Origin of the sequence: Nitrospira sp. (genome assembly GCA_029194665.1) — a bacterium.
In the GTDB taxonomy this organism is placed as follows: Bacteria; Nitrospirota; Nitrospiria; order Nitrospirales; family Nitrospiraceae; genus Nitrospira_D.
In genome coordinates, this window is record JARFXO010000005.1 from 258,852 (window position 1) to 284,670 (window position 25,819).

23 protein-coding genes, 4 tRNA genes and 1 pseudogene are annotated in these 25,819 nt (G+C 55.3%); all 28 read left to right on the plus strand.

Features of this window, described 5'->3' with window-relative positions:
• Positions 1-70 precede the first annotated feature (70 nt).
• The 28 genes and pseudogenes from P0119_17230 to rpsC all read left to right on the plus strand — a co-directional run bounded on the left by P0119_17230 (position 71) and on the right by rpsC (position 25,812).
• Positions 71-2,098 (plus strand): ATP-dependent helicase, encoded by a 2,028-nt coding sequence (locus P0119_17230; protein MDF0667795.1) that lies wholly within the window; start codon positions 71-73, stop codon positions 2,096-2,098.
• Positions 2,099-2,136: 38 nt separating this feature from the next.
• Positions 2,137-3,021 (plus strand): hypothetical protein, encoded by an 885-nt coding sequence (locus P0119_17235; GenBank protein ID MDF0667796.1) that lies wholly within the window; start codon positions 2,137-2,139, stop codon positions 3,019-3,021.
• 250 nt (positions 3,022-3,271) lie between these two features.
• Positions 3,272-3,357, plus strand: a tRNA-Tyr gene (locus tag P0119_17240).
• Positions 3,358-3,467: 110 nt separating this feature from the next.
• Positions 3,468-3,542, plus strand: a tRNA-Gly gene (locus tag P0119_17245).
• A gap of 68 nt (positions 3,543-3,610) precedes the next feature.
• Positions 3,611-3,686 (plus strand) — tRNA-Thr (locus tag P0119_17250).
• A gap of 217 nt (positions 3,687-3,903) precedes the next feature.
• Complete coding sequence (tuf, locus tag P0119_17255; protein ID MDF0667797.1) at positions 3,904-5,109, plus strand: elongation factor Tu; 1,206 nt, start codon at positions 3,904-3,906, stop codon at positions 5,107-5,109.
• 92 nt (positions 5,110-5,201) lie between these two features.
• Positions 5,202-5,351, plus strand: coding sequence for a 50S ribosomal protein L33 (rpmG, locus tag P0119_17260; protein ID MDF0667798.1), 150 nt, complete (start codon positions 5,202-5,204; stop codon positions 5,349-5,351).
• A gap of 68 nt (positions 5,352-5,419) precedes the next feature.
• A tRNA-Trp gene (locus tag P0119_17265) sits at positions 5,420-5,494 on the plus strand.
• 316 nt (positions 5,495-5,810) lie between these two features.
• Positions 5,811-6,005: a preprotein translocase subunit SecE gene (gene secE / locus P0119_17270; protein ID MDF0667799.1), complete on the plus strand. Its 195-nt coding sequence runs from the start codon at positions 5,811-5,813 to the stop codon at positions 6,003-6,005.
• Between the two features lie 61 nt (positions 6,006-6,066).
• Complete coding sequence (gene nusG / locus P0119_17275) at positions 6,067-6,603, plus strand: transcription termination/antitermination protein NusG (GenBank protein MDF0667800.1); 537 nt, start codon at positions 6,067-6,069, stop codon at positions 6,601-6,603.
• Positions 6,604-6,683: 80 nt separating this feature from the next.
• Positions 6,684-7,109 carry a 50S ribosomal protein L11 gene (rplK, locus tag P0119_17280; protein MDF0667801.1) on the plus strand — a complete coding sequence of 142 codons (426 nt, stop codon included), beginning with the start codon at positions 6,684-6,686 and terminating at the stop codon, positions 7,107-7,109.
• Between the two features lie 26 nt (positions 7,110-7,135).
• Positions 7,136-7,828 (plus strand): 50S ribosomal protein L1, encoded by a 693-nt coding sequence (rplA, locus tag P0119_17285; GenBank protein ID MDF0667802.1) that lies wholly within the window; start codon positions 7,136-7,138, stop codon positions 7,826-7,828.
• A gap of 78 nt (positions 7,829-7,906) precedes the next feature.
• Positions 7,907-8,413: pseudogene (rplJ, locus tag P0119_17290) on the plus strand (50S ribosomal protein L10).
• 27 nt (positions 8,414-8,440) lie between these two features.
• Positions 8,441-8,842: a 50S ribosomal protein L7/L12 gene (gene rplL / locus P0119_17295; protein ID MDF0667803.1), complete on the plus strand. Its 402-nt coding sequence runs from the start codon at positions 8,441-8,443 to the stop codon at positions 8,840-8,842.
• Between the two features lie 99 nt (positions 8,843-8,941).
• The gene (gene rpoB / locus P0119_17300; protein MDF0667804.1) at positions 8,942-12,898 is read left to right on the plus strand and encodes a DNA-directed RNA polymerase subunit beta; all 3,957 of its coding nucleotides are present in this window, start codon (positions 8,942-8,944) and stop codon (positions 12,896-12,898) included.
• Between the two features lie 46 nt (positions 12,899-12,944).
• Positions 12,945-17,117, plus strand: a complete 4,173-nt coding sequence (rpoC, locus tag P0119_17305; protein MDF0667805.1) for a DNA-directed RNA polymerase subunit beta' — start codon at positions 12,945-12,947, stop codon at positions 17,115-17,117.
• A 116-nt stretch (positions 17,118-17,233) separates the two neighbouring features.
• Entirely contained in the window at positions 17,234-17,605 is a 372-nt protein-coding gene (gene rpsL, locus P0119_17310) for a 30S ribosomal protein S12 (protein ID MDF0667806.1), read from the plus strand.
• 45 nt (positions 17,606-17,650) lie between these two features.
• The gene (gene rpsG, locus P0119_17315) at positions 17,651-18,121 is read left to right on the plus strand and encodes a 30S ribosomal protein S7 (GenBank protein ID MDF0667807.1); all 471 of its coding nucleotides are present in this window, start codon (positions 17,651-17,653) and stop codon (positions 18,119-18,121) included.
• Between the two features lie 114 nt (positions 18,122-18,235).
• Positions 18,236-20,305: an elongation factor G gene (fusA, locus tag P0119_17320; GenBank protein ID MDF0667808.1), complete on the plus strand. Its 2,070-nt coding sequence runs from the start codon at positions 18,236-18,238 to the stop codon at positions 20,303-20,305.
• 30 nt (positions 20,306-20,335) lie between these two features.
• Positions 20,336-21,541, plus strand: a complete 1,206-nt coding sequence (tuf, locus tag P0119_17325; protein ID MDF0667809.1) for an elongation factor Tu — start codon at positions 20,336-20,338, stop codon at positions 21,539-21,541.
• A 39-nt stretch (positions 21,542-21,580) separates the two neighbouring features.
• Entirely contained in the window at positions 21,581-21,892 is a 312-nt protein-coding gene (gene rpsJ / locus P0119_17330) for a 30S ribosomal protein S10 (protein ID MDF0667810.1), read from the plus strand.
• 54 nt (positions 21,893-21,946) lie between these two features.
• The gene (gene rplC / locus P0119_17335) at positions 21,947-22,567 is read left to right on the plus strand and encodes a 50S ribosomal protein L3 (GenBank protein ID MDF0667811.1); all 621 of its coding nucleotides are present in this window, start codon (positions 21,947-21,949) and stop codon (positions 22,565-22,567) included.
• Position 22,568: 1 nt separating this feature from the next.
• A complete protein-coding gene (gene rplD / locus P0119_17340) occupies positions 22,569-23,192 on the plus strand; it encodes a 50S ribosomal protein L4 (GenBank protein ID MDF0667812.1) in 624 nt (207 codons plus the stop codon).
• Positions 23,189-23,482, plus strand: a complete 294-nt coding sequence (locus P0119_17345; protein MDF0667813.1) for a 50S ribosomal protein L23 — start codon at positions 23,189-23,191, stop codon at positions 23,480-23,482. Before rplD ends, P0119_17345 begins: the two co-directional genes overlap by 4 nt.
• Before the next feature lie 64 nt (positions 23,483-23,546).
• Positions 23,547-24,389 carry a 50S ribosomal protein L2 gene (gene rplB / locus P0119_17350; GenBank protein MDF0667814.1) on the plus strand — a complete coding sequence of 281 codons (843 nt, stop codon included), beginning with the start codon at positions 23,547-23,549 and terminating at the stop codon, positions 24,387-24,389.
• A complete protein-coding gene (gene rpsS / locus P0119_17355; protein ID MDF0667815.1) occupies positions 24,382-24,669 on the plus strand; it encodes a 30S ribosomal protein S19 in 288 nt (95 codons plus the stop codon). Before rplB ends, rpsS begins: the two co-directional genes overlap by 8 nt.
• A gap of 84 nt (positions 24,670-24,753) precedes the next feature.
• On the plus strand, positions 24,754-25,110 hold the full coding sequence (gene rplV / locus P0119_17360) for a 50S ribosomal protein L22 (protein ID MDF0667816.1): 357 nt from the start codon (positions 24,754-24,756) through the stop codon (positions 25,108-25,110).
• A gap of 30 nt (positions 25,111-25,140) precedes the next feature.
• On the plus strand, positions 25,141-25,812 hold the full coding sequence (gene rpsC, locus P0119_17365) for a 30S ribosomal protein S3 (protein MDF0667817.1): 672 nt from the start codon (positions 25,141-25,143) through the stop codon (positions 25,810-25,812).
• Positions 25,813-25,819: the final 7 nt, after the last annotated feature.

The following is a 25,819-nucleotide window of genomic DNA, read 5'->3' on the forward strand; positions in this document are numbered from 1 at the left end:
AGGTCGAGTATGGTATACAACGAACCTTCCTGAGTGACTATGTTTGCGGATACCTCTTTCGCATACCTCCATGGAACGAGAAGTCAAAACCTATGTGTTGAAGCGGCCTTGTGAGGATCCCGCTCCACGCAAGTTATCCATCAACTATGCTGCTGCGTTGAACGCTCAGCAACTGGCGGCGGTGACGGCGGGCGATGGTCCATCGTTAGTCATCGCAGGGGCTGGGAGCGGGAAGACGCGTACATTGGTCTATCGGGTGGCCTATCTGATTGATTCCGGCGTGGATCCCTCAAATATTCTCCTCCTCACGTTCACGCGCAAGTCCGCGCAGGAGATGTTGGATCGCGCCGGTGAGCTGATTGGGACCAGTAGTCATCGGGTTTGTGGTGGGACGTTCCACTCGGTGGCCAATCTCTTGCTGCGTCGGTACGGTCGATCGATCGGCATCGAGCCTGGATTCACGATCTTGGATCGTGGCGATGCGGAGGACCTCATCGCGCTTGTGCGGGCGCAGCTGGGGCTCAATGAAAAGGACAAGCGCTTTCCTCGCAAGGGGACCATCATGGAGATGTTCAGCAAGAGCGAGAACACGCTGCACAGTCTCGACGAGATCATTCTGGAGGAGTTCAGCCACTTCGCGGATCACTCGGAGGATCTCGGGCGACTGCTTAGGGCCTATGAAGCCGCGAAGCGCCAGAAGCAACTGTTGGATTACGACGATCTGCTGGTCATGTTGCGGCAGCTGCTGTTGCTGGACGAAGCGGCTCGGGCGAACATCTCCCGTCAGTATCGATATATCCTCGTCGATGAATATCAAGATACGAATCGCTTGCAGGCCGAAGTCATCCGCCAGCTGGCAACGACGCATCAAAATGTAATGGTGGTCGGCGACGATTCTCAATCGATCTATGCATTCCGGGGCGCGACGTTCAAGAACATCATGGATTTTCCAGTGCTGTTCCCCGGCACGACGATCTATAAACTCGAGGAAAATTATCGCAGCACCCAGCCGATCTTGAATTTGGCCAACTGTATTATCGAGGAGGCGGCGGAGAAGTATACGAAGCGTCTTTTTACGAGAAAGATGGATGGACCACTGCCTGCTCTGGTGGAAGCAGCCGGGGAAAATGCGCAGTCGCGCTTCATCGCGCAAAAGATTCTGGAGCTTCGGGAAGAAGGTGTGCCGCTGGATGAGGTCGCAGTCCTGTTTCGTTCGAGCTTCCATTCATTTGATCTGGAGATCGAGCTCTCCCGCAAGGGGTTGCCCTTCATCAAGCGTGGTGGGGTAAAGTTTATCGAGACGGCCCATGTCAAGGATCTGCTGGCACATGTGCGGGTCGTTGCCAACCCCCTTGATACCGTCAGCTGGCATCGCGTGCTGATGCTGGTGGAAGGCGTAGGGCCGAAGAAGGCTCAAGATCTGCTCGCGGCGATCATGAAGGCTGAGCGACCGTTCGACGTCCTGCGCGGGGTGAGCGGACGTTCTGGGCAAGGGCTCAAGAGCTTGGCCAATGCGCTGGAAGGTCTGGCCGGGTCGGATGAGCGACCACCCGCCGAACAGGTCAATCATATCTATGAGTACTACCTTCCGATTCTCAAGGAACAGTACGACGACTACCCGAAGCGCACGAGGGATCTCGATCATCTGCACACGATCGCTGAGAACTACGCCGGCATCGACGAGTTTCTCGCTGATCTGGCGCTGGAGCCGCCGGACGGCAGCGCGGTGGATGTGGAGGCGTCCGATCGGGAGGATGAACGGCTGGTGCTCTCGACGATTCATTCCGCGAAGGGATTGGAGTGGCAATGCGTCTTTGTGATTTGGGTGGTGGACGGCAGGTTTCCATCCGTCTATTCGTTTCTCGCGGAGGATGAATTGGAAGAAGAGCGACGGTTATTCTATGTGTCTGTCACCCGGGCCAAGCGGCATTTGTTTTTAACGTACCCCATCAACGTATATGACAAGACCAGCGGAATGTTGCTTTCGAAGCCATCACGGTTCTTGGACCATGTGTCCTCGGACCTTCTTGATACACTGGCCTTGGTAGAGGAAGGTGGACGAGAAGACTGGGGGATTGAGCGAGGACCGTACTATTGATCACGGTTCTTTGGTCGCGCGTCATTCTTCACGCCTGTATGAGTCACCTCGCAATCCGATTGTTTCTGCTGTGGTGCTGCTGGTCCGGTCCATCCTTTTTCGCCGAGATCGCCGTTGCATCCCTCAAGGAAGACGCCGGTGCAGGACAAACGTGGGCGCGTCTTCTCGCCGAGGCGGAACGCTTACAGTTACCGACGAAGTTTCTGAAGACGCTTCCATCGGACTTTATTCATTTTGACTTCGATGATCTTCGGACCTACGCCGCCGAGTACCATCCCGGCGAACACCGGATGGTTCTCAATCGTTCGCTGTCCTTCAACGCTGCCGGAAGGATGCTCAGGCCTCTCGGCAAAATGACGCACAGGGAATTGGAAGTGCTGTACCATGAGCTATTTCATGCCTACATGGATTATCTCGAAGCGGCTGAAGCGGCATCCGGCGAGACCGGTCACCGTTCAGCAACGCTTCTGCATTTCGCGAGAGAGCAGCAAGCCTGTCGTTACGCAGAGGTGGAGATCGCCCCGATTGCTCTGCGAAAGGATGAGACGGAATCACGCTATTTGACGCAGGCAGAATCGTGGGAAGCGCTGAACGAAACATGGGCGGTCTTTATCGGCTGGGCGGTCTGGAATCAGCTTGAAGCGCGGCGCAAGACCGGAAAATCAATGGTTCACGAGCGGGAGCAGGGCGACCAATGGATACGACGATTCAAAACGGCATTCGAGAACGGGGAGCTTCGAGGGTACTATGTCCCTGAAGATCCGGACGAACGGCGCATCGCTCAGAAGCGATATTTGGCCAAACCATCACAATTGACGTTGAAAGAAGCAATGACTTTAATGAAACAAGTCCTGGGTTTTCAACGCGATGTTATTGAGAGGATCGAAGTGTCAGTTGAGTCATCTCGGACATCTGCTTGTTAGATTCTCAAGGGAGGGGCGATTCAAAAAGCACTTGAACCGGATTCCCCTCTTGACATGACGGAAGTTCATCAATAGAATCCAACATTTCGTGATCTAGCCTATCCGAGCACTTCAACGAATCAATCTTTTGAGGATTGAGGAAGAAAGCGGTGCACGCGTAGGCCCATTTGTCTTTGTTGAGCGGTTGATCGACGAGAGCGTCCGCTACGTGTGCTGCAATTTGGTTTTGTATAGAACAATGACACATCGCGGGCAGGTACCCAAGCGGCCAAAGGGGGCAGACTGTAAATCTGCTGGCTTATGTCTTCCAAGGTTCGAATCCTTGCCTGCCCACCAAACCAAGCGTCGCTCGTACCGGCGAGCTTGTGAGTGGGCGAGCCGGATAAACACCTTAACAATATAAATAATGATGCAAAGGGCGCTTGAGCGAGGAAAGTTAAGAAGAGGCGGGCGTAGCTCAGTGGTAGAGTTCCAGCCTTCCAAGCTGGCTGTCGTGGGTTCAAATCCCATCGCCCGCTCCAAACCGAGCTTGCTCGACCCGGAGCGCTAGAGAATGGGGCGCGACGAGAGAAGGCCAATAGTGTTGATGGCCCACGTAGCTCAGTTGGTAGAGCACGTCCTTGGTAAGGACGAGGTCACGCGTTCGATCCGCGTCGTGGGCTCCAGGCAGAGTTTGCTCTATCCGAAGCGTTACTTATGATGTGCGACGGGACGGGCGCCTCAAGTGCCTAGTCATGAATCTAGGGCTTGACCAGACCAGGAGCCAAATAGGATTGCTCTCAGTGGCCGGATAAAGGTCTCAAGTCTGAGTTCTTGGGTTGACGAAGCTTGCTCATGCCGCCGCTTCCGAATGTGCGGCGGAGAGGTAAAGAGGGGTGACATATGGCGAAGGCGAAATACGAGCGGAAGAAGCCGCACGTGAACATCGGGACGATCGGGCACGTGGACCACGGGAAGACGACGTTGACGGCGGCGTTGACGAAAGTGTGTGCGGACAAGGGGATGGCGAAATTCATCAGTTATGACGAAGTGGCCAAGGCCTCGGAGAGCCAGGGGCGGCGGGACGCGACCAAGATCATGACCATCGCCATCAGCCATGTGGAGTATGAGACGGATCAGCGGCATTATGCCCACGTCGATTGTCCGGGTCACGCCGACTACGTGAAGAACATGATCACCGGGGCGGCGCAGATGGACGGGGCGATACTGGTGGTGAGTGCGGCGGACGGTCCGATGCCGCAGACCCGCGAGCACATCCTCTTGGCTCGGCAGGTGGGGGTGCCCTACATCGTCGTGTTCTTGAACAAGGCGGATAAAGTCGATGACAAAGAGCTCTTGGAGTTGGTGGAATTGGAAGTGCGGGAGCTGCTTACGAAGTACGGGTTCCCCGGGGACAAGACGCCGATCATCCAGGGCAGTGCGCTCAAGGCGATGGAAGGGGATGGCGGCCCGTTGGGAGTGCCCAGCATCGTGAAGCTGTTGGAGGCGGTGGATACGTACATTCCGACGCCGCAGCGGCCGATTGACAAGCCCTTTCTCATGCCGATCGAAGACGTGTTTACCATCAGCGGGCGCGGCACGGTGGTGACGGGGCGGTGTGAGCGGGGCATCGTGAAGGTGGGCGATGAGATCGAGATCGTGGGGCTGCGGCCCACGCAGAGCACGGTGGTGACGGGGGTCGAGATGTTCCGCAAGGTGCTCGATGAGGGGCAGGCGGGGGACAACATCGGTGTGCTGTTGCGAGGCACCAAGAAAGAAGACGTTGAGCGAGGGATGGTGCTGTCGAAGCCGAAGACGATCACGCCGCATACGAAGTTCAAGGCGGAGATCTATGTGTTGACGAAGGAAGAAGGGGGGCGGCATACGCCGTTTTTCAACGGGTATCGGCCGCAGTTTTACTTTCGGACCACCGATGTCACCGGCGTGGTGCAGCTGAATCCGGGGGTGGAGATGGTGATGCCGGGGGATAACGTGAGTGTGACGGCGGAGTTGATCAGCCCGATCGCGATGGATCAGGGGTTACGGTTTGCCGTGCGCGAGGGCGGCAAGACGGTCGGCTCGGGCGTCGTCACGGAAATTCTGGCGTAAGGAAGCTGGCAGGCGGACGGGAGTCAGTCTGACGCGAGAGGTTCTGGACGTGTCAGGAGGCAGTCCTGGCAGCTGATATCGGGGAGAAAGAGATGCGCGAAATCATCGACATGGCTTGTACGCTCTGCAAACAACGGAATTACTCGTCCATGAAGAACAAGAAAAACGATCCGGATCGGTTGGAACGCAGCAAATTTTGTAAGTTTTGCCGAAAGCACACGCCTCATAAGGAAGTGAAATAGGTGTTGAGTGTGGGAGTGAGAGTCAAATTACTTAGATCTCAGCACTCGTTATTCAGCACTGAGAAAAGAGGGGCATGGTGTTAATGGCAGCACATCGGTCTCCAAAACCGAGAGTCTGGGTTCAAATCCTAGTGCCCCTGCCAAACCAAGCTTGCTCGTACCGTCGGCCTCCCAATCGAGGCCGACGAATAAATACCGCAAGTGAAGTTTGGCGTTTAAGGAGACGTGCTCGTACCGGCTGCAATGGACGGTTCTTGGCAGGCGGATGATGCAGCGATGGGTGTTGATTTTTATATGAGAGCTTGCTCGTACCGGAGCGCTTGTGATGTGCGCGACGGGATAAACGCCTTTGGTGGGTTTGGGTTGTTTGAAGATGGCTTGCTCGTTCGGTCGGCCTCCCAACCGAGGCCGAGGGGGATGAAGCCCGCAGGTGTTTAGGAAGACGAAACGGAGTAGCTGATGTTTAAGCGCATGACAGAGTCGGTTCGGCTGTTCGTGACGGATGTGCGAGCAGAGCTGAAAAAGGTTTCCTTCCCGAGTCGTGCGGAGACTATCGGCTCAACGACGGTCGTGATCGTGTTCTGCATCTTGATGTCAGTGTATTTGTCCGTCGTTGACTCATTCCTCTCATGGTTGGTCGGCAAATTCATCTAAGCCTGCCGAGAAGAGGTCAGTGGAATTCAGCGGTAATTCATCGAAGACCTGAGGGTGGTGCATGACAAAGAACTGGTACGTCATCCATACGTACGCTGGTTTTGAGGGGCGAGTAAAGACCAGCCTCATGGAGCGTGCAAATCAAATGGGGCTTGTCGAGAAGGTTGGGCAGGTGCTCGTTCCGACAGAGGACGTGATTGAAATCAAGGACGGGAAGCGACGGACTTCTCGACGAAAGTTCTTCCCCGGCTATGTCCTCGTAGAGTTGGAGTCTCCATTAGGGGATGAGACGTTGCAGATGATCAAGGAGACCCCGAAAGTTACGGGGTTCGTCGGTGGAGGCGCAGTTCCGACTCCTCTGACCAATGAGGAAGTGGAGTCTTTGCTCAAGCAGGTCGATGCGGGACAGGCCGAGCCTCGGGAGCAGATCAAATTTATTAAAGGTGACAACGTTCGCATCATCGATGGTCCCTTCCTTGGGTTTAATGGTCTGGTTGACGAAGTCGATCAGTACCATAGTCGGGTGAAGGTGATGGTGAGTATCTTCGGCCGGTCGACTCCGGTTGAATTAGGCTTCTTACAGGTGGAACGGATTTAGGCTGATCGATCCATGTCAGTGGAGGTCACTGATTGAGGCCTGAATATTGATTTCCGGTCGCGAAGGAGAAAGAGGACGAAATGGCGAAGGAAGTTTCGGCACAGATCAAGTTGCAAATTCCGGCCGGCAAGGCCAATCCTGCTCCTCCTGTCGGCCCCTCCTTGGGTCAGCATGGAGTCAACATTATGGAGTTTTGCAAGCAGTTCAATGCCAAGACTCAGAAGGAAGGGGACAGTATTATTCCCGTCATCATTACCGTCTACAAGGACCGTACCTTCAGCTTCATCATGAAGACGCCCCCGGCTTCGGATCTTCTCAAGAAGGCCGCAGGCATCATTAAAGGATCCGGTGTGCCGCAGAAGGATAAAGTTGGGAAAATCACCAGAGAGCAGTTGAATGAAATTGCGCGGAAAAAGATGGCCGATCTGAACGCGGCGGATGTGGAGGGGGCGGCAAAAATCATCGAAGGGACCGCCCGTAGCATGGGAGTTGTCATTCAAGGTTAATTTCGAGATCGAAGGAGCGTCCGGCGATGGGAAAGAAAATGAATGCGGCGATCAAGAATGTCGAGCCGCGCGTCTATGGGTTGCGTGAGGCCGTTGAGGCAGTCAAGCGATCGGCCTATGCGAAGTTCGACGAATCGGTCGATCTCGCGCTCAGGCTGGGAATCGATCCGAAGCGCTCGGATCAACTGGTTCGAGGGACGGCTTCGCTTCCCCACGGAACGGGGAAAACGGTTCGCGTTCTGGTGTTTGCCAAAGGCGAAAAAGAGCAGGAGGCGCGGCAAGCGGGGGCCGACTATGTTGGAGCCGACGACTTGATGGAAAAAATCAAGGGTGGATGGATGGATTTCGATTGCGCGATTTCCACGCCGGACCTGATGGCTTCCGTCGGAAAACTCGGTAAGGTGCTCGGACCTCGTGGGCTGATGCCCAATCCGAAGACCGGCACCGTGACCTTCGAAGTTGGAAAAGCGGTCGGTGACATCCGGAAGGGGCGTGTGGAGTTCAAGGTTGAAAAGGCCGGGATCGTGCACGTCCCGGTCGGAAAGGTATCCTTCGATCCGGCGAAGCTGTATGACAATGCCTCGGCCATCATTGAATCCGTCATCAAGGCGAAGCCCACCTCATGCAAAGGGCGTTATCTCAAGAGTGCCACGATCGCAAGTACGATGGGTCCTGGTGTGAAACTGGATACCGTTGCCCTGACGAAGCAGTGGAGCTAAGGACCGTTCAATCCGGGTCGTTAATCGTCGGACCGGTTACCGTGTAACGAATCACGAGTAACGACGAGAGAGGGAGCAATGAAGAAGGAAGAGAAGGTTACGGCAGTGGCGGAGTTGACCGAAAAATTCGGTCGCGCGCGGCTGGCTATCTTGACGGAATGCGTCGGTCTTCCGGTCAACCAAGTCACCGAGCTCCGCAAGCAGCTCCGCGGGGCCAAGGCGGAATATCGAATCGTAAAGAACACGCTCGCGGCGCGTGCCGCCGAGGGGACGATATTGGCCGGACTTAAGGCACATCTCAAGGGTCCGACCGGGGTGGTCATCGGCTATGACGATCCGGTGTTGCCGACAAAGGTGCTGAAGGATTTCATCGGCGCGGAGAAGCGCGAAGAGAAGATTCGGATGACGGCCGGTGTGCTGGAAGGCAAAATTCTCCAGCCGGCTGAGCTGGCCGCCGTTGCGAAGCTGCCGAAGAAAGAAGCGCTCGTGGCCTTGCTACTGTCGGCCATGCAGGGGCCGATTCGTGGCGTGGTCTACACACTGAGCGCGGTCTTGTCGAAGTTTGTGCGAGTTGTTGCAGCCATTCAAGATAAACGGAAAGGAGAAGGGGACATGCCGGCTACGGAAGGGAAATTATCGCAGGAAGAATTGATCAAGGCGATCGAAAGCATGAGCGTGCTCGATCTGGCCGAACTGGTGAAGGGGCTTGAGGCGCGGTTTGGCGTCACGGCGGCGGCGCCGGTCGCGGTGGCGGCGGCTCCGGCGGCGGGCGGTGGTGCAGCGGCTCCTGCTGAGGAGAAGACGTCATTCGACGTCATTCTCGCGTCGGCGCCGGCCGACAAGAAAATCCAGATCATCAAAGTGGTGCGGGAGCTGACGAGTCTCGGCCTGAAGGAAGCCAAGGATCTCGTGGAGGGTGCGCCGAAACCCGTCAAGACCGGGGTGGCCAAGGAAGAAGCCGACACGACGAAGAAGAAGCTCGAAGAGAGCGGTGCCAAGGTCGAAATCAAGTAAAAGTGTCATCGGTCACTGGTCAATCGTCTGAAGCACGGTTGCATGATCCCCGATGACCAGTGACCTCTGTTCACCGCCAACCAGCGTGGAGGAGTAGGAATGTCCGAAACGACGTTACAAGAATTCGTCGAGCGGAAAGATTTTTCTCGCATCCGAACCAATATCGATATTCCAGATCTGATCGAGATTCAGAAGCGTTCCTACGAAGAGTTTTTGCAGTTCGAGGTTGAATCGGAGAGACGGAAGGATCACGGATTGCAGGCAGCGCTGGCCAGCGTGTTTCCGATTCCGGATTATAACAACACGGCCGTGCTCGAATTTTCGAGCTATACGTTGGGGACGCCGAAGTATGACGAACGCGAATGTCTGGAGCAGGGTATGACCTTCGCCGTTCCGTTGAAGCTGCGCGTCCGTCTGGTGGTGCTCGATAAGGAGGATAAGGGGCCTCGCAAGAAAGTGCTCGATGTGCGTGAGCAGGAAGTCTATGTCGGTGAATTGCCCCTCATGACCGAGCGAGGGACCTTTCTTGTCAACGGGACCGAGCGAGTCGTCGTCAGTCAGCTTCATCGGTCGCCGGGCGCGTCGTTTACGCATGACAAGGGGCGAACCCATGCGAGCGGCAAGGTCTTGTACTCGGCTCGCATTATTCCCTATCGGGGCTCCTGGCTAGATTTCGAGTTCGATGCCAAGGATATTCTTTACGTGCGGATCGATCGCCGTCGGAAAATGCCGACCACCATTCTGTTGAAAGCCTTCGGCTTTTCGAGCGACGACCTGCTGAAGATGTATTACCCTGTCGAAGAAATTCGCGTGTCGAAGGGAAAGATGTTCCGCAAGCTGGATCCGGAAATCCACCACGGACTTCGGTGCTCCGTCGAGGTGACGGACAAGGGCGGGAAGGAGCCGTTGGTGCGAGAAGGGGCCAGGCTGACGAAAGGCCTGATTGCCAAGCTGAAGGCCTCGGGAGTGAAGGAAATCCCCTTACTGCCCGCGGAGTTGGTGGGGCGGGCGGTTCTCACGGAATTGGTCGACTCGAAGCAGAACCAGTTGGCGGAGAAAAATCAACGATTGACGGCGGAGATCGTCGAGCAGATCGCTGAAAGCGATGTGGAAGAATTCAAGGTCATTTATCTGGACATGGCGACTGCGACACCTGTGATTCTTGACACATTGGAGATGGAGAAAATCGGCTCGAAGGAGGAAGCGATGGTTGAAATCTACCGTCGCCTCCGTCCGGGGGAAACGCCGTCGGTCGACACGGCGAGAGCGTTGTTCGACAACCTATTTCTGAATTCCAAACGCTACGATTTGTCTCCGGTCGGCCGGCTCAAGCTGAACAAGAAGCTTGGTTTGGACTTGCCGCTCGAGCAGCGCACCCTGACTGCTCAGGACATCGTGGAAGTCATCCGCTACCTGGTCAATCTGAAGATCGGCAAGGGGGAAATCGACGACATCGATCACTTGGGTAATCGCCGTGTGCGATCCGTCGGTGAACTCCTTGAAAATCAATTCCGGCTGGGCTTGGTGCGGATGGAGCGAAGCATCAAGGAGCGCATGAATCTTCTTGATATGGAAACGGTGCTGCCGCATGACTTGATCAACGCCAAACCGGTTGTCGCGGCCGTCAAGGAGTTTTTCAGCAGCAGTCAGCTGTCTCAATTCATGGACCAAACCAACCCTCTGGCTGAAATCACGCATAAACGGCGTCTGTCGGCCCTTGGTCCAGGCGGGCTCACGAGGGAGCGGGCCGGGTTCGAAGTTCGAGACGTACACCCTTCCCACTACAGCCGTATTTGCCCGATCGAGACGCCGGAAGGTCCCAATATCGGATTGATCACATCTCTGGCGACCTACGCACGGATCAACCAGTTCGGATTCATTGAGGCACCGTATAGGAAAGTCGTCAAGGGACGTGTGACCGATGAAATAGAGTTTCTCTCGGCGATCGAGGGTGACAAATACATCATCGCTCAGGCTAACTCAAAATTGGATGGCGCGGGCAGACTGATATCGGAAACGGTCTCCTGTCGCCACGGAGGAGACTTTGTCCAGGCCACTCCGGATAAGATTGAGTACATGGACGTGTCACCGAAGCAAGTCGTGAGCGTCGCGACTGCACTCGTGCCGTTCCTGGAGCATGACGATGCCAACCGTGCGCTGATGGGTTCAAACATGCAGCGGCAGGCGGTTCCCCTCGTGACATCCGAAGCTCCTCTGGTTGGGACCGGGATGGAATCGGTGGTGGCGCGAGATTCCGGGTATGTGATCCAGGCTCGTCGCGCCGGAGTTGTTGAAAGCGTCGATGCCACCCGCATCGTCGTACGGGCCGATTCAAAGGACGGTAAGAAAGGGAAAGATTCCGGGCTGGACGTCTATGACCTCATCAAATTTCAGCGCTCGAACCAAAATACCTGCATCACCCAGACACCCGTCGTTCGCCTCGGCCAACCGGTCAAGAAAGGACAGGTGCTTGGGGATGGGCCGGCGATTGATCATGGAGAACTCGCGCTGGGCAAGAACGTTCTCGTGGCGTTCATGCCCTGGGGCGGTTACAACTTCGAGGACGCGATATTACTCAGCGAAAAATTGGTTCGAGAGGACGCTTTCACCTCGATCCACATCGAAGAGTTTGAGGTAGAGGCCCGGGATACCAAATTGGGGAAAGAAGATGTGACGCGGGATATTCCCAATGTCGGAGAAGAGGCGCTGAGAAATTTGGACGAGAGCGGGATCATCCGCATCGGTGCCGAAGTGAAGCCGGGCGATATTTTGGTCGGAAAGGTGACGCCCAAAGGCGAGACCCAGCTGACCCCGGAAGAGAAGCTGCTCCGCGCGATCTTCGGTGAGAAGGCCGGCGATGTGAAGGATACATCGCTCACCGTGCCTCCGGGAGTGGAAGGGATCGTGGTCGATGTCAAAATCTTCTCTCGCAAAGGACTCGACAAGGATGAGCGGTCGAGGAGCATCGAGACCGACGATCAAATGAAGTTGCAGCGCGATCACCACGAAGAGCTGCGGATCATCGACGAAGAAAAGACGAAGAAGATTCGAAAGTTATTGCTCGGCAAGGTGGTCGGTCGCGATCTGATGGATCCTGAGGGCGGCGATGTCATCTTGAAGAAGAAGGGTAAGCTGACGGCGGAGGTCCTCCGGCGGTTGCCCGACGATACGGTGCGACACATCATCCTGAGCGATCCTGATGAGCAAACAGAACTGGAAGATGTCGAGCGACGGGCGAAGGAACAGATCGAAATCCTCCAGACGCTGTACGACGAAAAGGTCGGGCGTTTAAAGCGAGGGGATGAGCTGCCCCCCGGCGTCATCAAGCTCGTGAAGGTCTACATCGCGATGAAGCGCAAGATTCAGGTCGGGGACAAAATGGCCGGCCGACACGGCAATAAAGGTGTCGTGTCTCGGGTCCTCCCTGAAGAAGATATGCCCTATCTACCGGATGGGACCCCGGTGGAAATCGTGCTGAATCCTCTGGGGGTGCCGTCCCGTATGAACGTTGGGCAAATTCTGGAGACTCATCTCGGATGGGCGTCTAAGGCCTTGGGCATTCAAGTGGCCAGCCCTGTATTCGACGGCGCCGCGGAGAAGGAAATTAAGGATCTGCTAAAAAAGGCCAAATTGCCGGCGAGCGGCCAGTCGCAACTCATCGACGGCAAGACAGGTGAGCCGTTCGGCAGTCCGGTCACCGTTGGGTACATGTACGTGCTGAAACTCCACCATCTGGTGGACGACAAGATCCACGCACGGTCCATCGGCCCCTATTCGCTCGTGACACAACAGCCTCTAGGCGGCAAGGCTCAGTTCGGAGGACAGCGGTTGGGAGAAATGGAAGTCTGGGCGTTACAGGCCTATGGGGCGGCATCGACGCTGCAAGAATTCCTGACCGTCAAATCGGACGATGTGCCGGGTCGATCGCGCATGTACGAAGCGATTGTCAAAGGTGAGCCGTTCCTCGAACCAGGTTTACCGGAGTCGTTCAATGTGTTGGTCAAGGAGCTGCAGAGCTTGGGACTTGATGTAGAGCTGGTCAAGACGCAGGACTAACCGCTTGTGTGCCGGTCGAAGGCCGGCATCAGAGGAGGTCATTACCTTGGAAGGCGTATATACATTGTTTGAAAAACAACGGGATTCGGTGTCGTTCGATTCGATGCGAATTCGCATTGCATCGCCCGAGAAAATCCGATCGTGGTCCTATGGCGAAGTCAAGAAGCCGGAAACGATCAACTATCGGTCGTTCAAGCCGGAGAAAGATGGGCTATTTTGTGCCAAAATCTTCGGTCCTACCAAGGACTGGGAGTGCAATTGCGGAAAGTACAAGCGCATGAAGCACCGTGGGATCGTGTGCGACAAATGCGGTGTCGAGGTGATTCAATCAAAGGTTCGGCGCGAACGGATGGGGCATATCGAGCTGGCTGCCCCTGTCGCCCATATTTGGTTTCTGAAGGGTGTCCCAAGTCGGATCGGCACCCTACTGGATATGAGCCTCAAGCAGCTCGAGAAAATTCTCTATTTTGAGAGTTATGTGTGTGTGGATCCGGGTTCAACCGATCTGACAGAGAAAGAGTTGGTGCCGGAAGATAAGCTGCGTACCCTTGTTTCTGAGTTCGGTTCGAGCGGGTTTAAGGTCGGCATCGGCGCAGAGGCCATCCGCGACTTGCTGAGAAAGATCGATATCAACGCGTTGTGGGACGAATTGCAGGTCAAGGCAAAAGCGTCAACCTCGGCAGCCATGAAGAAGAAGTACGCCAAGCGTTTGAAAGTGCTGGAGGCGTTCCGCAAATCCGGGAATAAGCCGGAGTGGATGATCATGGATGTCATTCCGGTGCTGCCTCCGGAGTTGCGCCCACTGGTTCCGCTCGATGGAGGACGGTTTGCCACGTCCGATCTGAACGACCTTTACCGTCGTGTCATCAATCGAAATAATCGGTTGAAGCGATTGATGGAGCTGAAGGCGCCGGGCGTCATCATCAGGAACGAGATGCGGATGTTGCAAGAAGCGGTGGATGCCCTCTTCGACAACGGCCGTCGAGGGCGCGCGATTCGTGGCCCGAATAAACGTCCGCTGAAATCCTTGAGCGACATGCTGAAGGGAAAACAGGGACGGTTCCGGCAGAACCTGCTCGGAAAGCGCGTCGATTATTCAGGCCGTACCGTAATCGTCGTCGGGCCGGAGTTACGCCTCCATCAGTGCGGGTTGCCGAAGAAAATGGCGCTGGAATTGTTCAAGCCGTTCATCTTTCACAAGCTGGAAGCCAGAGGCGCGGCAACCACCATCAAGAGCGCCAAGCGGCTGGTCGAAAAGGAACGGCCGGAGGTTTGGGATGTCCTCGATGAAGTGATCCGAGAACATCCGGTCTTGCTGAATCGAGCCCCGACGCTCCATCGGTTGGGTATTCAAGCGTTTGACCCAGTGTTGGTCGAAGGCAAGGCGATCAGATTGCACCCGCTTGTCTGTGCGGCGTTCAACGCGGACTTCGACGGCGATCAGATGGCGGTGCACGTCCCGCTATCCGTGGAGGCACAGGTGGAAGCGCGGGTTCTCATGATGTCCATCAACAACATTCTCTCGCCGGCCAACGGAAAGCCGATCGCGGTGCCGTCGCAGGATATGGTATTGGGCTGTTATTGGTTGACGAAGGAGCGGATAGGCGCCAAGGGCGAGGGGAAAGTGTTTGGGTCTCCTGAAGAGGTCAGGATCGCCTTCGATGCGAGGGAAGTGGAAGAGCATGCTCGAGTCAAGGTGCGCCTGGCTGGTTCGCTGGTACAGACGACCGTCGGGCGTGTCTTGCTGTCCGAAATTCTTCCTCCGGGCTTGCCGTTCGGGAATGCGAACAAGCTCATGACCAAAAAGGAAATGACGAAACTCATTGATGCCGTGTATCGGCAGACCGGTCATCGAGATACGGTCGAGTTTCTGGATAAGATCAAAGACATTGGCTTCGCCTATGCGACGAGAGCCGGCTTGTCGATCTGCATCGACAATATGCATATCCCGAGTAAGAAGGAAGACTTCATCGGGAAAGCGCAGCGCGAGGTGAACGAGATCGAGAAACAGTATTCAGAGGGCTTGATCACGAACGGCGAACGGTACAACAAGGTGATCGACATTTGGGCGCACGTCACCGAGCAGGTAGCCAACGAGATGATGAAGGAGCTTGGCGCCGGAGGTGATCCGGCGAAGGCCGAATCGTTCAACCCGATCTTCATGATGGCCGATTCCGGTGCCCGCGGCAGTTCGCAACAGATTCGACAGCTGGGCGGCATGCGCGGGCTGATGGCCAAACCGTCCGGTGAGATCATTGAAACCCCGATCACCGCTAATTTCCGTGAAGGGTTGACGGTGTTGCAGTACTTCATCTCCACTCACGGTGCTCGTAAGGGTCTTGCCGATACAGCGCTGAAAACCGCCAATTCAGGGTATCTGACGCGTCGATTGGTCGATATCGCGCAGGACGTCATTATCAACGAGCTCGATTGTGGAACGCGCGACGGTATTATGGTCAGCGCCTTGGTCGAAGGCGGTGAAATCATCCAACCGTTGGAGGAGCGCGTCCTTGGCCGATTAGCGGCAGAGGATATTCGTGACCCCGTCACAGGGGAAATCATCGTGTCTTGGAACGAAGAGATTAACGAAGACCTGACGAAATCGATCGTTGAAGCCGGAGTCGACCGTGTGAAGATTCGGTCCGTGCTGACCTGTCAATCCCCGCGTGGTGTCTGTCGTGCCTGTTACGGTCGCGATCTGGCGCGAGGGCGGTTGGTGGAAAAAGGCGAACCGGTCGGGGTCATTGCCGCGCAATCCATCGGCGAGCCAGGCACACAGTTGACGATGCGGACCTTTCATATCGGCGGCACGGCCAGCAAGGTCGTGGAGCAAACGGTGCTTGAGGCGAAGCATGCAGGCCGAATTAAGTTTATGAGTTTCGATGCCAAAAAGAATGCCGATATCCACAATGCCGGTATTGCGGTGCGCAATAAAGAGGGTGAATGGGTCGTGATGAATCGCAATACGAAGGTTGCGATTGTCGATGACAGTGGACGGGAACGTGAGAAGTACCCCGTGGTGTATGGGGCCAAGATCAAGATTAAAGACGGCGATCCGGTGATCGTCGGCCAGAAATTAGTCGAGTGGGATCCGTACTCGTTGACGATCTTAACGGAGGTCGGTGGGAGGGTGGCGTACGGTGATATCGTCGAAGGCGTCACAATGAAAGACGAATTCGACGAAGTGACTGGCTTGTCGCGCAAGGTCATCATTGAACATACCGGTCAGACGCTTCGCCCCCGTGTATCGATTAAAGATGAAAGCGGCAAGACGGCCAAGGTGCCCGGTGGATCCAATGCTGTGGCCAGGTACCTATTGCCGGTTGGGGCGCATATCTTCGTCGAAAAAGGGGCCATGGTCTATCCTGGTGATGTCTTGGCAAAGATTCCTCGTGAAACGACGAAGACCAAGGACATCACGGGTGGTCTTCCGCGTGTGGTGGAACTTTTCGAGGCAAGAAAGCCGAAAGAACAGGCGGTCATCACCGAGATCGACGGAGAAGTCTCCTACGGCGGTTTCGTGAAAGGCCAACGCAAAGTCCTGGTCGACAATAAGATGGGCGATGTGAAGGAATACTTTATTCCCAAGGGCAAGCACGTCAATGTCCATGAGGGCGACTGGGTGCGGGCAGGGGAGCCGTTGATGGACGGATCAGCGAATCCGCACGACATCCTTGACGTGCTGGGTCCGAACGAATTGCAGAAGTACCTTGTGGACGAAGTTCAGGACGTCTATCGATTGCAAGGAGTTTCGATTAACGACAAGCACATCGAGATCATCGTGCGGCAAATGTTACGCAAGGTACGGGTCGAGGATCCTGGAGATACCCAGTTCTTGCCGGGCAGTCAGGTCAGCAAGAGCGTCTTCGAAAAAGAGAACGAACGGGTGCTCGCCAACGACGGGAAGCCGGCCTTGGGCAAGCCCGTGTTGCTTGGAATTACCAAGGCGGCTCTTACGACAGACAGCTTTATTTCTGCGGCATCGTTCCAGGAAACAACCCGCGTTCTCACTGAGGCAGCGATCAATGGACGTGAAGATAATTTGTTGGGCTTGAAGGAAAACGTCATTGTGGGCCGGTTGATTCCAGCAGGATCAGGGTTTGAGGAATACCGAGATACGTTCGTCATCAGTGAAAAATCGGAGGCAGCAGCTATAGGGGCTACACCTGTTGTGTCAGCTGATGTGGTTGTCCCAGCGGTGTCAGGAGATGCTGCGTGATCTTCGGTAAGCATTCAGAATGCCGCCTACTTGACAGTGGGAGGTCTCGTCATTATAATCCGGCGGCTCAGCAGTTGACGGTTGGTGCTCGTTCGTTTTGAAAGGGTTTGAACTCGATGCCGACAATCAATCAGTTGGTTCGGAAGGGACGAATCTTCGTAAGAGCAAAGACGAAGAGTCCTGCTCTCAAGTCCTGTCCTCAGAAGAGGGGCGTGTGTCTTCGCGTATACACGACGACGCCGAAGAAGCCGAATTCGGCGTTGCGGAAAGTTGCGCGTGTACGTCTCACGAACGGTATGGAAGTGACAACGTATATACCCGGTGTGGGACACAATCTTCAGGAGCATTCGATCGTGCTTGTGCGTGGAGGTCGTGTCAAGGACCTGCCTGGTGTTCGGTACCATTTGGTCCGCGGTGCGTTGGATGCGGTGGGTGTGGCGGATCGGAAGCAGAGTCGTTCGAAGTATGGAGCGAAGCGGCCTAAGTAAATTCTGGGAAGTCTGTAAATCATCACACTGATTGGATAGATCGCTATGCCACGCAGTAGGTTTTTAGGGCAACGAGAAGTGCTTCCCGATGTTCGGTACCGCGATAAGCTGGTCGGGAAGTTTATTAATACTCTGATGAGTAACGGGAAAAAGAGTACGACGGAACGGATATGCTATGGAGCATTTGATTTTATTCAGGAGAAGACCGGCGGCGACCCGCTGAAAGTGTTTAAGGCAGCTGTGGATAATGTGAAGCCGATTGTTGAGGTCAAGTCTCGTCGGGTGGGAGGTGCTTCCTATCAGGTTCCGGTTGAGATCAGGCCGGCACGCCGAGTCTCGTTGGCGCTTCGCTGGTTATCGCAGTTTGCCCGCACGCGCGGTGGGAAAAGTATGCGTGAAAAGCTCGCAGCCGAGTTGTTGGATGCATCGAACAATACGGGGGCTGCGGTCAAGAAGCGGGAAGACGTACATCGGATGGCGGAGGCCAATAAAGCGTTCGCTCATTATCGTTGGTAGCGTCGTTCTGTGCTGCAGTTGAGCCGCGCTGCGATCCGCAGTTCTGGTGCTCCACACGTCGCAGCGGTATGAGGCGGCTTCATCTGCAGCACAACTGTTTTTAGAGGGGTTGAAGTGGCTCGTCAGACATCATTAGAGCGCACAAGAAACATCGGGATCATGGCTCACATTGATGCAGGCAAAACTACGACCACCGAGCGGATTCTCTACTATACGGGCATGACTCATAAGATGGGTGAGGTCCATGAAGGTGCGGCCACGATGGATTGGATGGAGCAGGAGCGAGAGCGAGGCATCACCATTACGGCTGCCGCGACGACCTGCTTTTGGCGCGATCACCGCATCAATATTATCGATACGCCGGGCCATGTGGACTTTACGATCGAGGTGGAACGCTCGCTGAGGGTACTCGATGGAGCGGTGGCGGCATTCGATTCCGTGCAGGGGGTTGAGCCTCAGTCTGAGACGGTTTGGCGTCAGGCGGATAAATACCACGTCCCCCGTATTGCCTTCATGAATAAGATGGACCGGATCGGGGCTGATTTTTATGGTAGCGTTCAATCCATTATCGATCGGCTCGGGGCAAAGCCGGTTCCCATTCAGATTCCCATCGGACGTGAAGCTGAATTTCGAGGATCCATCGATCTGGTTAGGATGAAGGGGTACTTTTACGATGATGAGACCCTGGGTGCGAAGTACAAGGTCGATGAAATTCCCGGCGATCTCCTTGCTCAAGCAAAAGAGTACCGCGAGAAGATGCTCGACGCAGTCGCAGAATTTGATGACCAGGTGATGGAAAAGTATTTGAATGGTCATCCGTTGACGGAAGAGGAAGTGATGCGCGCGATCAGGGCTGGGACTATTTCGATGAAAGTTATCCCCGTGCTTTGCGGGTCAGCCTTCAAAAACAAAGGTGTGCAGCAGCTATTGGATGGTGTCGTCGACTACCTGCCGTCCCCACTCGATATTCCTCCCGTGCTGGGGGTGGATCCACACAGTAACAAGGAAGTGGCAAGGAAGGTGGACGATAGTGAGCCGTTTGCGGCGCTCGCATTTAAGATCATGTCTGACCCATTTGCCGGTCAATTGACCTATTTCCGTGTCTATTCCGGGACCTTGAAAACCGGTACACCGGTCTTGAATGTGACGAAAGGAACAAAGGATCGGATTGGGCGTATCTTGAAAATGCACGCTAACAAGCGAGAAGAAATCGATGAAGTGCACGCAGGGGACATCGTCGCAGCAGTAGGGCTCAAGGGAGCCACGACGGGAGATACCTTGGCGGATGAGAAGCAGCCGGTGTTGCTCGAGGTTATGAAGTTTCCTGAGCCGGTTATTGCGATGGCGATTGAGCCGAAGACTAAGCAGGACCAGGAGAAGATGGGTTTTGCGCTTCAGAAGTTAGCGCAGGAAGACCCTTCATTCCGTGTGCGAACGGACGAAGAAACAGCGCAGACGATCATTGCCGGGATGGGGGAGCTTCATCTCGAAATTATCGTTGATCGGATGTTACGCGAATTCAAAGTTGAAGCGAATGTCGGGAAGCCTGAAGTGGCGTTCAGGGAAACGATCCGACGGAAGGCTGAGGCTGAGTCGAAATATATCAAGCAGACAGGGGGTCGTGGGCAATATGGTCACGTCGTCTTGACGGTCGAACCGTCTGAGGCCGGGAAAGGATTGGAGTTTGTCAACAAGGTCGTAGGCGGGGCAATTCCAAAGGAATATATTCCTGCCATTGAAAAAGGTGTCCGGGAGCGGATGGAAACAGGAGTGGTTGCCGGCTATCCGTTGCGAGATGTAAAAGTGACCGTGATTGACGGGTCCTATCATGACGTCGATTCGAATGAGATGGCGTTTAAGATCGCGGCCTCGATGGGCTTTGCGGATGCTTGCAAAAAAGCCGATCCTGTCTTGCTTGAGCCGATTATGAAGGTCGAAGTTCTGGTTCCTCAGGAATTTATGGGAGATGTCATCGGTAATTTGAATGGGCGAAGGGGGAAGGTGCAGGGGATGAAGGTTCGCGCCGGCGCTCAGGCAATCGACGCCACCGTGCCTCTGATGGAGATGTTTGGCTATGCCACCGACCTTCGATCTCGGACGCAGGGCCGCGCAACCTACAGTATGGAATTCGATCGATACGATCAGGTGCCGAAGAATATTGCGGAAGCCATCATCAAGAAATAGCGGATCGGGAATCAGGGGAGGGAGTGGGTTATGGCGAAGGCGAAATACGAGCGGAAGAAGCCGCACGTGAACATCGGGACGATCGGGCACGTGGACCACGGGAAGACGACGTTGACGGCGGCGTTGACGAAAGTGTGTGCGGACAAAGGGATGGCGAAATTCATCAGTTATGACGAAGTGGCCAAGGCCTCGGAGAGCCAGGGGCGGCGGGACGCGACCAAGATCATGACCATCGCCATCAGCCATGTGGAGTATGAGACGGATCAGCGGCATTATGCCCACGTCGATTGTCCGGGTCACGCCGACTACGTGAAGAACATGATCACCGGGGCGGCGCAGATGGACGGGGCGATACTGGTGGTGAGTGCGGCGGACGGTCCGATGCCGCAGACCCGCGAGCACATCCTCTTGGCTCGGCAGGTGGGGGTGCCCTACATCGTCGTGTTCTTGAACAAGGCGGATAAAGTCGATGACAAAGAGCTCTTGGAGTTGGTGGAATTGGAAGTGCGGGAGCTGCTTACGAAGTACGGGTTCCCCGGGGACAAGACGCCGATCATCCAGGGCAGTGCGCTCAAGGCGATGGAAGGGGATGGCGGCCCGTTGGGAGTGCCCAGCATCGTGAAGCTGTTGGAGGCGGTGGATACGTACATTCCGACGCCGCAGCGGCCGATTGACAAGCCCTTTCTCATGCCGATCGAAGACGTGTTTACCATCAGCGGGCGCGGCACGGTGGTGACGGGGCGGTGTGAGCGGGGCATCGTGAAGGTGGGCGATGAGATCGAGATCGTGGGGCTGCGGCCCACGCAGAGCACGGTGGTGACGGGGGTCGAGATGTTCCGCAAGGTGCTCGATGAGGGGCAGGCGGGGGACAACATCGGTGTGCTGTTGCGAGGCACCAAGAAAGAAGACGTTGAGCGAGGGATGGTGCTGTCGAAGCCGAAGACGATCACGCCGCATACGAAGTTCAAGGCGGAGATCTATGTGTTGACGAAGGAAGAAGGGGGGCGGCATACGCCGTTTTTCAACGGGTATCGGCCGCAGTTTTACTTTCGGACCACCGATGTCACCGGCGTGGTGCAGCTGAATCCGGGGGTGGAGATGGTGATGCCGGGGGATAACGTGAGTGTGACGGCGGAGTTGATCAGCCCGATCGCGATGGATCAGGGGTTACGGTTTGCCGTGCGCGAGGGCGGCAAGACGGTCGGCTCGGGCGTCGTCACGGAAATTCTGGCGTAAGAGAGTTATTGGTCGGTTGGCAGCTTAGGGGTGAATGAAGTGAAAGTCGATCAGCGGATCAGAATCAGATTGAGGGGCTTTGACTATCGAGTGCTGGATCAATCGGTCACGGAAATTGTGGATACTGTTCGGCGCAGCGGAGCCAAGGTAGTGGGTCCGATTCCGCTCCCCACCAGGATTGAAAAAATTACCGTGCAACGGTCGACGCATGCCGATAAGAAATCTCGCGAGCAATTTGAGATGCGTACACACAAACGGTTGCTCGACATTATGGAGCCCACGCCTGAGACCATGGATTCTTTGATGAAGCTGAATCTGGCGGCGGGAGTGGATGTCGAAATAAAGCTATGAGTTCTGAACGCTAAGTGGTGAGTTGCAAATCTCAACGCCCAGCGCTGGATGGATATGACAAACGGACTGATCGGAAAGAAGCTCGGCATGACCCAAGTGTTCGATGAGAGTCGTTTGACGCCGGTGACGGTGATCGCGGCGGGTCCCTGCCGAGTCGTGACGGTGAGGACGAAAGAACGAGATCGATATGAAGCGGTTCAGCTTTCCTTCGGTGAAGTCAAAGAGGGTAGGCTGTCGAAGCCGGAATTCGGGCATCTGAAGAAAAATCAAGCACCAGCCAGTCGTGTGTTACGTGAGTTTCAAAAGGACGGCGAGCCGACGGTCGGACAGGTGGTGACGGTCGGTATGTTCAAGAAGGGCGACTGGGTCGACGTGATCGGGATATCAAAAGGGAAGGGATATCAGGGTGTCGTGAAGCGGCATCACTATGCCGGCGGTCCTGAATCGCATGGGTCCATGTTTCATCGGGCTCCCGGTTCTATCGGAGCAAGTTCGTTTCCTTCTCGCGTGTGGAAGGGAAAGACCCTGCCGGGTCATATGGGGTCTGAGCGGGTCACGGTTCAGAGGCTGAAAGTCATCGAGTCGCGATCCGAGGAAAATCTCCTCTTTGTCCGCGGGGCCGTTCCGGGGGCCACGAACGGCGTCGTTGTCGTGCGAAAGTCGAAGAAGAGTTAGTATGCCTACTATTGATCTGCTTGATTTACAAAAAAAGAAGGTGGGAACAGTCGATCTATCCCCGCAAGTATTCGGCTGCGAGCCTCGTGTTGCATTAGTGCATGAAGCGGTCGTTATGCAACGAGCCTGTGAGCGCAGGGGGACCGCCTCAACGTTGCGACGCGGCGAGGTGAGTGGCTCCGGTAAGAAGCCATGGAAGCAAAAGCACACGGGACGTGCAAGGGCTGGGTCTCTTCGCTCTCCCGTCTGGCGCCATGGAGGGAGTGTTTTTGGACCGAAGCCTCGAAGCTATGCCTATTCCATGCCGAAGAAGAAATATCGCATGGCGCTGCAGAGTGCCTTATCGGCTAAAGTAGCGGAGGGCAAACTGTTTGTCGTGTCGAATCTTTCCCTCCAGCAACCTCGGACGAAATTATTGGCGCAAGCGTTTAGGCAATTCACCGAGGGTGGCCACACCTTGGTGATCGTCGGGAAAGAACAGTCGGATATCTTGAAGGCTGCGGGCAATTTGACTGCCGTGAAAGTGCTCAGTGCAGATCAGTTGAACGTGTACGATGTTGTTCGCGCTGAAGTGATCATGCTCGCCGAGCGAGAGCTTGGTCCTGTGAGCGAGGTGTGGTCATGAGCGTTGATAGCCACAGGGTCTTGATCCGGCCGTTATTGACGGAGAAAATTACGGGCCTTCGTGAAAAAACGAATACGGTTGGTTTCGCGGTTCATCCTGACGCGAATCGCATCCAAATCAGGCAGGCCGTCGAAACATTGTTGAAAGTCAAGGTTGATAAGGTCAACATCATGAATATACGTGGAAAAGTCAAACGACTCGGTCGCTTCTCAGGTAGGCGGTCGGACTGGAAGAAGGCACTGGTGACCCTCAAGGAAGGGGAGAAACTCGAGCTGTACGAAAGCGCCTAGTGGAGCTCGATAGTTTGCTCGTTCAAGAAGTTTGGCAAGAAGTCCGGAAGGTGGGAGCGTTATCATGGGGCTGAAATCGTATCGTCCAACATCTCCAGGTCGCCGGGGTATGACGGTTGTGGTGACCGAGGAGTTGACCGACAAGAGGCCGGAAAAATCCTTGACTGCTTTTCATCTTCGAAGTGGAGGGCGGAACAACGACGGTCGGATGACCGTGCGGTTTCGTGGGGGGGGACACAAGCGGCTCTATCGAACGATCGATTTCTTGCGCGATAAAGTCGGGGTGCCGGCACGAGTGGAAGCGATTGAGTACGATCCGAATCGATCCGCAAGAATCGCCCTCTTGAAGTATCGAGACGGGGAGAAGCGGTATATCCTGGCTCCCGTCGGCCTACGCGTGAACGATGGAATAGAAGCCGGTCCACAGGCGGAGATCCGACCTGGGAATGCATTGCCGTTGGCCAACATGCCTCTTGGTACGACCATCCACAATCTTGAATTGAAGGCTGGAAAGGGAGGCCAGTTGATTCGAAGTGCCGGCGGATTTGCGCAAGTCATGGGGCGGGATGGCGATTATGTGCAGGTGCGTCTGAAATCAGGGGAAATGCGTAGGATTTTGGGAATCTGTATGGCGACCGTCGGACAAGTCGGAAACGTCGATCACGAGAATGTCAGCGTTGGGAAGGCCGGGCGGACTCGTTGGAAAGGGAAAAGACCACACGTGCGAGGGGTCGTCATGAACCCTGTCGATCATCCTCATGGAGGCGGCGAGGGGAAATCCGGACAAGGAAATCCGCATCCTGTCTCCCCATGGGGTCTTCCGACCAAGGGCTATAAGACCAGACAGAACAAGAGAACGGAAAAGTTTATTATCGCTCGGCGTAAGTCAGGAGTGCGAAATGCCTAGATCGGTAAGCAAAGGGGCGTTTGTCGACGGTCATCTCCTCAAAAAAGTCGAGCAAATGAATCAGACGAAGGACCGCAGGTTGATTAAGACATGGTCGCGACGATCGACCGTCGTTCCCGACATGATCGGCCATACGTTTGCGGTTCATAACGGGAAGAAATTCATCCCCGTGTTTGTCACGGAGAACATGGTCGGCCATAAACTGGGTGAGTTTGCGCCGACTCGCTTTTTCAAGGGGCACGGTCAGGCCAAGACCGAAAAGGCCGTTGCTCTGAAGTAGGACGTTAGCACGTTAATCGTGATTCGTTAAACGCGCGAGAGGTTTCGTTGAACGGTTAAGGTTTGACGAATAACGAGGAACATAATGACTGAAGCACGTGCCATTCTGAGATTTGTTCGTGTTGCGCCGCGCAAAGCCAAGCCGGTGATCGATATGATTCGCGGAAGGGAGGTGCCGATGGCTTTGGCTATTCTGAAGCACACCCCTCGCCATGCGGCGCGGGTAGTTGAAAAAATCGTTCGTTCCGCTGTGGCAAATGCTGAGCTGAAGGAGATGGGCGATAGTGAATCCATGGTCATTTCCAAGGCGTTCGTTGATTGCGGTCCGACCTATAAACGTGTGCGTGCGAGGTCGATGGGACGAGCTAATGCAATTCAAAAACGCACGAGTCACATTACGGTCGTCGTGGGGACACCTGAAATTCAGGACAAGCGGAAGTAGCTCACTTCTCTCTATTGAGGCATACAACGCATGGGTCAAAAAACACATCCGATCGGTTATCGACTGGGCTACAACTATACCTGGAGTTCTCGCTGGTATGCCGGAAAGGATTACGCCGCGCTGCTCCATCAGGACGTCAAGATCAGGAAAATGGTCAAGGGTCGGCTGTATCATGCCGGTGTATCGAAAGTCGAAATCGAACGGTCCGGCGATCAAACCAGAGTGATCATCCATACGGCTCGTCCCGGTATCATCATCGGACGCAAGGGAGCTGAGGTCGATAAGTTGAAGACCGACCTTGAAAAACAGTACGGAGGGCAGGTCTACATCACGGTCAAGGAAATCAAGAAGCCTGAGCTCGATGCACAGCTGGTCAGTGAAAATGTCGCGACTCAGCTGGAGAAGCGCGTCGCCTTTCGGAGAGCTATGAAGCGAAGCGTTCAGTCTGCCCTGAGGCTCGGTGCCCAGGGAATCAAGATCATGGTGGCTGGTCGCCTGGGCGGCGCCGAAATCGCCAGGACGGAGTGGTATCGAGAAGGACGTGTGCCGCTGCATACGCTTCGCGCCGAAATAGATTATGGATTTGCCGAAGCCCATACAACCATGGGACAGATCGGAGTGAAGACCTGGATCTACAAAGGAGAGCTTTTGCCTGTTCAGCCGATCAAGGCCGAATCATCTTTAGATCGACGGTTTGGGTGAGGAGATC